11 protein-coding genes are annotated in these 12,025 nt (G+C 56.8%); 8 read left to right on the forward strand and 3 right to left on the reverse strand.

What is annotated here, in order from left to right; all coding sequences use genetic code 11:
• The first annotated feature begins 140 nt into the window (after positions 1-140).
• The 4 genes from ABC395_RS08000 to ABC395_RS08015 all read left to right on the forward strand — a co-directional run bounded on the left by ABC395_RS08000 (position 141) and on the right by ABC395_RS08015 (position 5,003).
• Positions 141-1,664, forward strand: a complete 1,524-nt coding sequence (locus tag ABC395_RS08000) for a glycosyl hydrolase family 18 protein (protein WP_413002109.1) — start codon at positions 141-143, stop codon at positions 1,662-1,664.
• A gap of 361 nt (positions 1,665-2,025) precedes the next feature.
• Positions 2,026-3,168 (forward strand): metallophosphoesterase, encoded by a 1,143-nt coding sequence (locus ABC395_RS08005; RefSeq protein WP_413002111.1) that lies wholly within the window; start codon positions 2,026-2,028, stop codon positions 3,166-3,168.
• Between the two features lie 66 nt (positions 3,169-3,234).
• Complete coding sequence (locus tag ABC395_RS08010) at positions 3,235-4,227, forward strand: aldose 1-epimerase (protein WP_413002113.1); 993 nt, start codon at positions 3,235-3,237, stop codon at positions 4,225-4,227.
• 89 nt (positions 4,228-4,316) lie between these two features.
• The gene (locus tag ABC395_RS08015) at positions 4,317-5,003 is read left to right on the forward strand and encodes a hypothetical protein (RefSeq protein ID WP_413002115.1); all 687 of its coding nucleotides are present in this window, start codon (positions 4,317-4,319) and stop codon (positions 5,001-5,003) included.
• A gap of 125 nt (positions 5,004-5,128) precedes the next feature.
• Here the strand turns inward: ABC395_RS08015 and ABC395_RS08020 are convergent, their stop codons facing one another.
• From ABC395_RS08020 to ABC395_RS08030, 3 genes are all read right to left on the reverse strand, one after another.
• Positions 5,129-6,058, reverse strand: coding sequence for a helix-turn-helix domain-containing protein (locus tag ABC395_RS08020; protein WP_413002117.1), 930 nt, complete (start codon positions 6,056-6,058; stop codon positions 5,129-5,131).
• Positions 6,059-6,133: 75 nt separating this feature from the next.
• A complete protein-coding gene (locus tag ABC395_RS08025) occupies positions 6,134-6,862 on the reverse strand; it encodes a bactofilin family protein (RefSeq protein ID WP_413002118.1) in 729 nt (242 codons plus the stop codon).
• A 2-nt stretch (positions 6,863-6,864) separates the two neighbouring features.
• Positions 6,865-7,497, reverse strand: coding sequence for a YhbD family protein (locus ABC395_RS08030; protein ID WP_413002119.1), 633 nt, complete (start codon positions 7,495-7,497; stop codon positions 6,865-6,867).
• A 293-nt stretch (positions 7,498-7,790) separates the two neighbouring features.
• Between ABC395_RS08030 and ABC395_RS08035 the strand changes: the two genes are divergently transcribed.
• The 4 genes from ABC395_RS08035 to ABC395_RS08050 are packed head-to-tail and all read left to right on the forward strand — an operon-like array spanning position 7,791 to position 11,745.
• A complete protein-coding gene (locus ABC395_RS08035; protein ID WP_413002120.1) occupies positions 7,791-8,840 on the forward strand; it encodes a sulfonate ABC transporter substrate-binding protein in 1,050 nt (349 codons plus the stop codon).
• A 31-nt stretch (positions 8,841-8,871) separates the two neighbouring features.
• On the forward strand, positions 8,872-9,675 hold the full coding sequence (locus tag ABC395_RS08040; protein WP_413002122.1) for an ABC transporter permease subunit: 804 nt from the start codon (positions 8,872-8,874) through the stop codon (positions 9,673-9,675).
• A gap of 28 nt (positions 9,676-9,703) precedes the next feature.
• Positions 9,704-10,546, forward strand: coding sequence for an ATP-binding cassette domain-containing protein (locus ABC395_RS08045; protein ID WP_413002123.1), 843 nt, complete (start codon positions 9,704-9,706; stop codon positions 10,544-10,546).
• Positions 10,543-11,745 (forward strand): acyl-CoA dehydrogenase family protein, encoded by a 1,203-nt coding sequence (locus ABC395_RS08050; RefSeq protein ID WP_413002125.1) that lies wholly within the window; start codon positions 10,543-10,545, stop codon positions 11,743-11,745. Before ABC395_RS08045 ends, ABC395_RS08050 begins: the two co-directional genes overlap by 4 nt.
• Positions 11,746-12,025: the final 280 nt, after the last annotated feature.

Here is a 12,025-nt window from a genome sequence, read left to right on the forward strand (position 1 = left end):
GCGTTTTCCTGAAAGGCGGGCGAGACGATTTTCCCCTCCGCAGCAAGTCTTCTTTTCCAACTTCCCCGCATAGTTTCTTCCTTACGCTTTTCCGCCTCAGGGAACGTTTGCGAATCTTCCGCCATCATGTAAAGGAGGTCATGTTCTTGAAAAAATGGAAACCCTCTTTAGTGACCGCATTAACGCTGGGGCTCGCGCTGGGAGCTCTTCCCGCCATGGGAGCGTCGCCGGCCGGGGATATCAGCATCGCTTACGGAAGCCGTGTCGCCGTGCAGCAGCAGAAGCCTGTTTTGGAGGGGGATACTTTGACCGTTCCCGCCGAAGGGCTGGCCAAGCAGCTTCAACTGAAGCTAAGCGGACTGAAAGAAGACGGAACTTTTACGCTGTCCAAGACAGGTGTTTATATCGAGCTGAAGCTGGACTCCAGAGAGGCGCGCGTGAACAATCAGCTCGTTAAGCTTGAAACCGCTCCGGCGAAGCACGGTGATGCGGTCTATGTTCCTCTCCGTTTCGTATCGGAAGCGGCACGCAGCCTGGTTGAATGGGATCAGGCCAGACGGATGGCGATCGTCAGCCCCGCGTACAAAGTCGTCGGCTACTTCACCTCCTGGGGAAAATTGAAGGCTTCCGAGATCGACGCGTCCAAGCTTACGCATATCAACTATGCGTTTGCCAACATTGTGGACGGCGAGGTGGCGCTGAGTTCGCCTAAAGAACAGGAAGAGGCTTATCCCGGCGCGTGCAAAGGAGACGACTGCGCCAAATTCGTAAGCGATTTCAAAGAGCTTGCCAAATTAAAGCAGGCGAATCCGCACCTGCAGACACTGGTGAGCGTAGGCGGATGGACATGGTCCGGCCGGTTCTCGGACACGGCCCTTACGGAGGCTTCGCGTATCAAGTTTGCCGACAGTGCCGTGCGCTTTATCCGGGAGAACGGTTTCGACGGAGTCGATCTCGACTGGGAGTACCCGGTGACGGGAGGCCTGGAAACGAACGTGCGCCGTCCGGAGGACCGCACGAACTTTACTCTCTTGCTGCAAATGATCCGGGAGAAGCTGGAAGCCGCCGGGCGCGAAGACGGCCGTCATTATTTGCTCACGATCGCATCGGGGGCGAATCCGAACTACGTGAGGGATACGGAGCTCGATAAAGTGTCGGAATCCATCGATTTCGTCAACATCATGACATACGATCTGCATGGAGACTGGGAGCCGACGAGCAACAATAACGCCGCCCTGTACTACGATCCGGCCGATCCGGACCCGAACGCTCACCGGTTCTACGTGGAGGCGGCGGTGAACGGTCATCTGAACGCGGGCGTGCCGGCCAAAAAGCTCGTGCTGGGCATTCCGTTCTACGGCCGTTCCTGGGGCGGCTGCGAAGCCGTAAACAACGGGCTATACCAGGCGTGCAAAGGCGGAGATGTCGTGGATTGGACCGAAAAGCCGGAGGGCTTCCAGCGTTATTGGAACGACCGCGCCAAGGTTCCTTACCTGTACAACAAGCAAACCGGCCAGTTCGTCTCCTATGAGGATGAGGAATCGATCGGCTACCGGGCCGAATTCATCAAGGAAAAAGGCCTCGGCGGAGCCATGTTCTGGGAGCTGAACGGTGATCCGGACGGCAAGCTGCTGCCGCGGCTGGCGGAATCGCTGGACCGTTAAGGAAGCGGTCTGACGGGCACCATCCGGTGCTCCCTTGGCTCGGATTGCTCAGCGAGAGGGCGGGGATACGCCCGCCGGCTGTTCGCTATGCGGAACGCGGGGCCCGCGTTTTGACGGAATACACTCTTTGGAACTCGCCGGAATTTCGGTTTCAGCCGGTGATATCCAGGGAGTGTATTTTTATGGCGTGAAAGTGCCGGCTCTCCGGGCAGACGTATGTTTAAAGATTATCCGGCGGTAAACCTGCTTTTTAACCGGTAGATGCAGCGGATGAGACGGGGATTGGTTCGGTGCCGTCTCCCCGTGGTATAATGCGGACATCTCATCTGTTTACTTGTTAAATAAAGGAGTCGGAGCGCCGGTGAAATCGCGTCTTGTTCTGCTTGTTTTGGCCCTGCTGGTTTACGGGGGGCTTAATATTTACATCGGTTGGCATGGAGCGAGATTTCTTGAATTCTGGGGAATTTCCATTCTGGGCGGTCTGTACTGGACTTTGCTGGCCGTACTGGCTCTCTCTTACATGCTGGGCCGTTCTCCCGCAGTCCCGGGACCTCCCGGCAGGCTGCTGAAAGTTATCGGATCTTATTACTTCGCTGTTCTGGAATTTGCCGTAATTCTTCTTCCGCTGGGTGATCTGGCCGCCTGGCTCTTGAAACTTGCGGGATTTCCGCCTGCCGTTTATTTCGGAGGTACGGGAAGTATCGTGCTCGTGATTCTGATTCTCCTGCTTATCAAAGGATACTGGAATGCCTGGACGCCCATCGTCCGGACGTACCGGGTGGAGATCGGCAAGCAAGCCGGTCAGCTGCGTCAGCTCCGGGTAGCCGTTGCATCCGACATTCACATGGGTAATATTGTAGGAAAACGGCACTTGGCCCGGCTGGTTAAGACGGTCGACGCGATAAAGCCCGATCTTATTCTGCTGCCCGGCGATCTTATCGATGACAGCATCGAGCCGTATATCCGCAACGGGATGTCGGAGGTCATGAAGCAGCTTCGGGCGAAATACGGCGTATATGCGGTGCTGGGAAACCACGAATATTACGGCGGCCATATCGAAGAGCATATCTCCCAAATGGAGCGTATCGGGATTAGCGTGCTGCGGGACGAGACGGTATCCGTGGAGGATGCCTTCTATATCGCGGGACGCAAAGACAAGACGGCGGAGTCGTTCGATACCGCCGGCCGCATGAAGGTGGACGAGCTGCTGGCCGGGCTGGATCCATCGAAGCCGATCCTTCTTATGGACCACCAGCCCTATCATTTTGCCAAGGCCGCAGCCGCCGGAGCGGACGTGCTTTTGTGCGGCCACACGCATCGCGGGCAGTTCGCGCCGAATCACTGGATTACGGGAAGGTTATTCGAGCTGGATTGGGGCTACATGCTGAAAGAAAAGATGCATGTCGTCGTATCGTCCGGTTTCGGCACGTGGGGGCCGCCTATACGGATCGCCAGCCGTTCGGAGGTTATCGAGCTTATCCTCGATTTTAAGGAAGCGGAATGAAAGAGTTTTCATGCTATAATAACGGGGTAAAAGGCCGCACTGTAACTGACGAGGGGAGAGAGAAGCATGACACACAACCGTGCGTATGAGAGTGATTATCAGGGAATGAAAGCCGTCCGGCTGGAATGGGGCGGTTATGAAGCCGTCATGCTCCCGGAATACGGAGGCAACCTTATCGCTTTCCGGGATACGGACAAGGGCTACCGGTTTCTGCACGAACCGGCTGAAGAAGAGCTGGAATCCTTTAAGGCGAATCCGGGAATTCACGGAATACCCGTGCTTTTTCCGCCGAACCGTTACGAAGACGGCAAGTTCCCGTGGAACGGCAAAGTGCTCCGGTTTCCGATTAACGAAGAAGCGACGGGCAATCATTTGCACGGATTTCTACATAAAATACCCTGGCAGGTTGACGAATACGGGACGACGGAGAGCGAAAGCTTCGTAAGCGTATCCGTCCGGGTGGATGAAGCTCATGAAGTGTACAAGTTTCTGCCGTTCCGCTTCACGATCCGCCTGCGTTATTCGCTCAGCGCGGACGGTCTGGCCCAGCATCTGTTTATCCGCAACGAAGGCGGAGAGCGGATGCCCTGCCTGCTCGCTTTTCATACGTCGGTGAACGCTCCTTTCGCCCCGGATGCTTCGGCGAAGGATTACCGTGTGAAGCTGACGATCGGCAAGCGCTGGGAGATGAACGACCGCATGCTTCCTACGGGCAGGCAGCAAGCCTTGACGCGGGAAGAGGAGCAGCTCCGGGACGAAGGCATCTATCCCTTCTACGAGCCGCTGGACAACCATTATACGGTGTCCGCCCAGGACGGGCGCAACCGCATGGAGCTTACCGATACCAAGAACAACGTTACCCTCGTTTACGATGCGGGCACATCCTTCAAGCAGTGGATGATCTGGAACCACTTCGGGGAAGAAGGGTTTTTCTGCCCGGAGCCGCAGGTGAACCTTGTAAACGCGCCGAACAGCACGCTGCCGGCGGAAGAGATCGGCCTGTTCGGGCTGGAACCCGGAGAAATCTGGGAAGAGACCGGAAGGCTTTACGTGAAATAAAGGCCGCTTTATAACCGAGCGGGAAAAGAAGACGGCGCTTTCCCATCATCTCCAGAACATGATAAGATGGGAGGCAAGGAGGAGTATATATGACCACACCTAACGAATCCGGCGATCAGCCTATCGAAGCTCAAGCGACCGAAGAAGAGCAGCTGTCTCCCGAAGAGCAGGCAGCCAAAGAACAGCAGGAGCAGCAGCAGCAGAATGAAATTATTTTTGCCTGGTTCAAGCATGCCGAGCAGGTATTGAAAGAGCAGTTTTCCGACTACGAAGTGGAAGGACAGGTGGGCCAGCATCCCGTCTTCGGTCCTTTGTTCGCCTACACCGTCCGTCAAAACGATAACAGCTATTCCTGCGGATTTTTCCTCAATGAACTCGTTCATACGTTCCAGAACAAGGAGAATCCGGGTCTATGGATGTCTTCCTTCTTCGTGGACTTGATCCGCAGCTCCGACAATCGTCCGCTTCCGGCCGCTCCTCAGAGCGAAGAAGAAGCGAAAGAGCTGCTGGACAATTATATCGTGCCTCACTGCGCGCAGAGCGTAAGAAGCGAATTTCCGGAAGAACAGATTTACGTCGATCTGGAGATGCACCCGGAAGCGGGTCCCGTTCTCGAAGTGGGCTTCCCGTCCATTAAAGAAGGAAACAACACGTTCGCGCTTCCGCTCCAGTTTCTGATGACGCTTCACTTGCTGAACCGCGATCCTGCCGATCCGCTAGTTCAGGCGCTCTATAAAATTCATGAAGAGCATCAGCAGCAGGCGGAGAACACCTAGCCGATTCCGGACCGCCGATGCCCGTTTGCCGACAGCGGTGTCCCTTACCGGGTCCGCCCGGCAGACGCTTATAAAAAAGACGATTCCCTTCGGGGAATCGTCTTTTTGTCGTAACCATCCACGCTCTACAGGCCGGGTTCCTCTTCGAAGTTCAGGTTAACCGGAGCGTCGGGGAGCGCGTCAATTTCTTCGAGATTCGTCACAGGCACCTGGAGACTGACGGTATCGAACTGGATGCTGTCGATCCAGACCCGGCCGCTACCGTTCAGCAGGACGCCGAACGCGATGGCTACGCTCTCTTTGGGCACATCCAGCACCACGCTGTACCGGCTCCAGTCCGTCGTTCCGCGGATGGGTCTGCCGCTCATGTTATCAAACCCGAGCACGTCGTGATCTTGGCCGTCTATACGCAGCCACAGGCCGCACCAGTCTCTGACCTGCTCGGTTTTGACGAATCCGCTCAGCCGGAGCCGGGTGCCCGTGTAAGCGTCCGCTTTGAACATCTGCATCATGGTTCCGAAGCCGAGAGTCCTTTCCGTAAGCGAACGCAGATAACCCGACGATTTGCCGTGGTGGACCTCCAGCCGGTCTATGCCCATCTCGTACTCACCCGAATGGGTGCCGGTAAGCATCCAGCCCCGGGGTTCTCCTTGGAAAGCGTTCAATCCTTCCGTCTGTTCGGCCATTTCGGCTTCACTCTCCTTCTGCATCGTAAGCTTGCGGTAGTAGGAACGGTACTGGCCCGGTGTCATGAGGAACATCCGCTTGAAAGAGCGGGTAAACGATTCCTGGGAATCGAAGCGGTATTCCAGCGCGATATCAAGGATCCTCCGCTCGGTTCCGAGCAGGCTGCAGGCCGCACTGGACAGTCTGCGCCTGCGGATATAGTCGGCGGGAGGCATGCCTACTTGAGCCTGAAAGATCCGGTGAAAATGATACATGGAAAACGCCGCCCGCCCGGCGAGGATTTCCAGAGTCAGTTCCTCTTTGAGATGAGCCTCAATATACGAAAGGGTCCGGTTGACCGTTTCCGAATGTACGGCTGCCTGCACCATAACCGGTATCACCTGCCTTTCCGCTATTAGCTTAACATGGAGAGCCGGAAAGAAACTTGATCGATCTTGCGTAGTTTACAGCTGCTGCCGTTCGGCTACGGCCGAATGGCTGTCCACGTAGAGCGTGTTCGAGTATTCCACCCGTCCGATTTCGCAGCCGGGGCCGATCTTTACGTCTCTCCCGCGTACGACGGAGGCGGATGTATGCTCCAAGTAGATAATGTCCCCTTCGATGATTCCGGCTTCGAGTGAGGTCAATTTGGAACCGAAAAGAGAGGCGAGCGAGTTCAGGAATCCGTTTTTTCTCACCTGGATCGACTCTCCGCCGATTTCCCTGGCCCGGCACGGTCCGAACAGTCGAATGTCGATAAGCCCGGCATTCAGCAGACCGCCGACTTCAAAATTCCCGTAGGCTTCGAACTTTTCCGCTTCGCAGTCTCCGCCGATCTGTACGGAACCGCGAATAACCGCCGCGTCCGTGGTCAAGGATCCGCCGATGCCGGTCGATCCGTTCACTTTGACATGACCTGCGGCCACATCGCCGCGGATTTCCCCGTTTCCGCTCACACTAAGCAGTTCGGTACGGACGTTTCCGGATACGGACCCGCTTCCGCGTACGATAACTTCAAGGGCGGCCAAGTTGCCGTATACATGGCTGTGACCGGCGGATTTAAAGCTTCTGCACTCCAGATCCCCGTCTATTCGTCCGTTCCCGTTAATTCTCGCGTTCCGGTAGCGTCCGCCGTCTGCCGAACCCGATCCCGCGATCGACAAATCATTCGTTACAATAGGTTGTGCTTCCATGGTCAGGCCTCCCGCCAAATTTTTGTTTTTAATGCTTCGACGGATGCGGAAAGCTGGAGGCGCGCCGCCACTTTCACACCCTTTTCCAGATAAATCTCCCCCATGCCCTGCTTCAGGAGACAGGTGGACACCCCCATTTTGCGGATAAAAAGAAGTTCCCCGTCGCTGCCGTTCATGTTGGGATATTCGTCCATCATAAGCTGGATGAGGCCGCTTCCTTCCTCCAGGCCGATTTCCCCGGTTTCAAGCAGCGTATGAAACAGATAAACGGCAAAAATGCGCTCGAACGTCCAAATCTCGGCGTCTCCGCAGAAGCGGACGAAATAATCCAGGGCCACCTTCGAAACAATGTTATGAAGGATAAGCTCTTCTTTTGTCATGCTCAGGTCGGATGGATGGGGAGAAAAGCGATCGGCCAGCTCATCCAGCGACAGATCGTCTTTCTGATGCAAAATGTTGTCGATGCGGATGAGAATATCCTTCTTGGGAAAAAACGTTTCCTGACCCGTGAAGGTTGATTTACGGATAAACCACGCTTCGGGTATAAGATTTTTGCGTTTCCAGCGGTAAAGCTGGCCGTAGGATATGCCGGTCAATTCAAGCAGATCTTTTTTCGAAATCAATTCCTGTGTCATCTCAACACCTCTTGAAAAGGATTGTAACATAACACTGTTACGCTGTAAATCATTCTTAAGATTGAGAAATTACCTTTCCAATAACGTTATTAAAAAGACATTGACACTTCAAAAATGCGTGTGCTAAGCTACTTGAAAATCCGATAACTAACTAATCCAATCGGAATTATAGAAAAACTAATTGCCGGTCTACCGTTCGAACGGAGACGCGCTTTTTTCCTTTCGGGGGAAAGTGCGTCTTCTTTTTTTGAAGAGTGGAAGCGGGAGAACAACAGCAAAGGGGAGAACCAAAAATGACAACAATAACCCGGCGGCTGACGCGTTCCGCACGTACCAAGGTACGGCTGGCGGTCTTCATGCTGGCGGCCGCGGCCGTGCTGTCCGCATGCTCTTCGGGCAAGGCCGTGGAAACCGGCGCGGCGGCGCCGAAAGAAGCGAAATCCGCCGTATCGGGAGAAACCAAGGTGCTGCGCATCGGGTATCAAAAAGGGAACACGCTTAATATTTTGAAAGAGCACGGCAATCTGGAGAAACGGCTGAAAGAGAAGAACATAACCGTGGAATGGAAAGTTTTCGCGGGCGGTAATTTTCTGCTGGAAGCGTTAACGGCGGAAAGCATCGATTTCGGGCATGCGGCGGACGGTTCCGGCGTATTCGCGCAGGCCGGAGGCAAACCGTTTGTGTACGTGGGCTGTGATCTTCCCAATCCGGAAGGTATGGGAATCGTGGTTCATGCGGGTTCTCCGGTAAAAACCGCCGCGGACTTGAAGGGCAAGAAGATCGCCGTGGCGAAAGGCGGGAATCATCATTATCTTGCTGTTCTGGCCATAGAAAAAGCCGGTCTCAAACTGGAAGATGTCAAATTCGTGTTCGTCAAAGACGCATCCGAAGGGAGAGCCTTGTTTGAAACGAAGCAGGTGGACGCGCTGGGCTCCTGGGACCCTTTTTTCGCTTCGGTCGAGAACGATCTGTCGCCGGTTACGCTGACCGACGGAACGGGATTTTCGCCGAACCGGACTTTTTATTACGCCAATGAGACGTTCGCGAAAAGTAATGCGGGACTGATCAAAACCATTCTGGAAGAAATCGACGTCTCCGACAAATGGGCCAATACGAACAAGCCGGAGGTTGTCAAGCAGTTGACGGAAGCGCTCGGCATTGACCGGAAGGCAATCGAACGGGCGGTAAACCGCCGGACATATGGCGTGGAAAACCTGACTCCGGAAATCATCGGACCGCAGCAAAAACTGGCCGACACGTTTCAACGGATCGGACTCATCGGCGAGAGAATCGATGTCGCTCCGCTGATGCCGGTCCAAGAGGCGTGGGCGATCGGGAAGTGAGCGCAAATTTTAACGGGAGGGAGATGACAAGATGCCGGTAAGTATACGACAAGGGGATACGAGGAGAAGAGTTACATGGGCTGCGGTTGTGCTGCCCTGGCTGCTGCCGGTTCTTCTTCTGGGGGGCTGGCACTTGGCGGCTGTCTACGGGCCCGTTTCCCAGCGGCTGTTCCCGCCGCCTCTTGAGGTGGCGAAGTCGGGGTGGAAGCTGCTTACCTCCGGCCAACTGACGTATCATTTGAGTGTCAGCCTCGGCCGGGCGGCAGCGGGCTTCCTCATCTGCGGGGGAATCGGGCTGCTGCTCGGGGCGGCGAACGGATTGTTTCTCACGTCCTACCGGATTTTCGATACATCCATTCAAATGATCCGGAACATTCCGCACCTTGCGCTGGTACCCCTTGTGATATTATGGATGGGAATCGACGAAGGAGCGAAGGTATTTCTGGTCTCTCTGGGCGTGCTTTTCCCGGTCTACGTAAATACGTTTCACGGCATACGGTCGGTCGACCCGGGATATTTGGAAATGGGCCGCGTCTACGGGCTCACTTCCTGGCAGCTGTTCCGCCATGTTATTTTGCCGGGCGCTCTTCCTTCCGTTTTTGTCGGAATCCGTTACGGACTCGGAATTATGTGGCTGACGCTGATCGTAGCCGAAACGATTGCCACGGATAAAGGAATCGGGTATTTGGCTTTAAATGCCCGTGAATTCATGCAGGCGGATATCATTATCTTGAGTATTCTGCTGTATGCGCTGCTGGGCAAGCTGGCGGATGTGATCGCCAAATGGCTGGAGCATTCCGTGCTCAAGTGGAATGTAAGCTACCGGAAAGCTTAGAACAAACAACGTAAACGGGGGTGCGCAAGTGAGCGGTTGGAGTCAGTTGGCCGAGGATGTTCAAGATCCGGAAACCTTGGCAGATGATAGGCGAAAGACGGATGCCGGCGATGACGCCGGGCAGAGAGGGGAAGGCTTGCTTGGGGCGTCTGTCCGGCTGCATGGCATTCATAAATCGTTCGGAGGCAAAACCGTGCTTCATGAACTGGACCTGACGATCTCCCCGGGCCAGTTTATTGCCGTCGCAGGCAGAAGCGGAAGCGGAAAAAGCACGCTGCTGAGACTGCTGGCGGGGCTTGAGAAACCTTCCGCGGGCACGATCGAGATCGGCGGCAGGCCCGTGTCCGGCGCCGGCCGCGATATCACGGTCATGTTCCAGGAGGCCCGGCTGCTTCCCTGGAAAACCGTGCTGGACAACGTCGGCATCGGTTTATCCGGGAACTGGCGCCCGCGTGCCCTGCACGTACTCGGACAGGTGGGCCTGACGGACCGTGCCGGAGAGTGGCCGGGTGTCCTGTCCGGAGGCCAGAAGCAGCGGGTCTCCCTGGCGAGGGCGCTTGTCCGCCAGCCGAAGCTCCTGCTGCTGGATGAGCCGCTGAGCGCCCTGGATGCGCTGACCCGGCTGGAGATGCAGCAGTTGATCGGCACGCTCTGGCAGCGGCATGGCTTCACGACCGTGCTCGTCACGCACGACGTTAGCGAAGCGGTCCGCCTGGCCGACCGGATTCTTCTCATCGAAGACGGAAAAATCGCGCTCGATGCCGATAATCCGTCTCCGCGGCCGAGGGATCAGGCGGACCCGGGGGCCGCACGTCTGGAGAAGCGGGTACTGGAGCGGATTATGCGGCCGGGCGGGAGGGAGAGCCGATGAATCCGTCTCCATTCAGCTTCGCCCGGACGGCGGAAGAGCAGGCGCGTCTCGATGAGATCGGCCGCCTGGCCGACAGTTTACGTGAAGAAGCGGCAAAGGCGGATGAGGAGAACGGCTTCTCTTACAAGGCTATCGACGCGTTAAAAGAAGCCGGATATCCTTCGTTAACCGTTCCGGCCGGGTACGGAGGTGCCGGAGCCTCCCTGTACGAGTTCGTCCTGCTGCAGGAAAGGCTCGCGCAGGGAGATGCGGCGACCGCACTCGGGATCGGCTGGCATCTGGGCATCGTTCTGGAGCTGGCGAAACAGCCCGCCTGGCACGACAAATACGAGGCGCTGTGCAGAGACATCGCTTCCCGAAGCCTCCTGATTAACCGCGCGGCTACGGAAAAAGGGACGGGAAGCCCGTCGCGCGGAGGCCGTCCGGCTACAACGGCTGAAGAAGTAAAGGGCGGCTATCTTCTAAACGGGCGCAAGACGTTTACGACGCTGGCTCCCGCTCTTGACCTCGTCATTGTGACGGCTTCCGTGGAGCCGGACGGAAGTCACGGCGAGTTTGTTTTTCCCGTCGCGACGGAAGGCGTCCGCATCGAGCCGACCTGGAATATGGTCGGCATGCGCGGAACGGCCAGTCACGACCTGGTGCTGGAGGATGTGCTGGTTCCGCCGGAGGCGAGAGTGAAGCACACCCGCAGCGAACCGAGCAGACCCGGGCCGGCGGCTCATCCGTATCTGCTGCACATTCCCGCCTGCTATCTCGGCATCGCTCTTGAGGCGAGGCGGGAAGCGATTTCCTTCGCGGCGGATTACCGCCCGAACTCGCTTCCTCACCCGATTCTGGAGCTGCCGCATATCCGGCAGCTGATCGGGGAGATCGAGCTGGAGCTATCCGCGGCGAGGCATTTCCTCTACGCGGTGGCGCAGCGCTGGGAGACGGCCCCCGCAAATCCGGGGGCATTCGCCGCGGATTTGAGCGCCGTCAAGACGTTCGCCGTGCGCACGGCGCTTACCGTCGTCGACAAATCGATGCGGATCGCGGGCGCGCACAGCTTGGCGATGACTCACCCGCTTCAGCGGCTTTACCGGGATGTGCGGTTCGGGCTGCACAATCCCCCGATGGACGACGTTACGCTGAAGCAGCTGGCCGACCGCGCGGAGCGCGAGCTGCTGCCTCCGCCCGCGGAATCGGCGGAGGCGTAAGCGCTTTGGCGTGCCGGGCCTCTGTCTTTGCCGCGGTAAGAGGGGTACGCTTCAGCGCGGAGCGGTTCACCGCCGTGAAGGGGCGCCATAGCGCATGCCGGGTCCTGGCGCAGCAGGGCTCTTCGGAAGCGGACCCGGCTTCGCGCTCTCACTCTAAGAGAGCCGCCCTTCGGAAGCATGCGAGATTACCGCCTTCATGCGAAGCCGGAAGCCAGACACCGCGCCGAAACCTCATACGGTGCCCAAAGAAAGACCCGCAGTCTCACGTTCGGTTACGAAC

Origin of the sequence: Paenibacillus canaveralius (assembly GCF_047238265.1) — a bacterium.
Taxonomy (GTDB): domain Bacteria; phylum Bacillota; class Bacilli; order Paenibacillales; family NBRC-103111; genus Paenibacillus_F.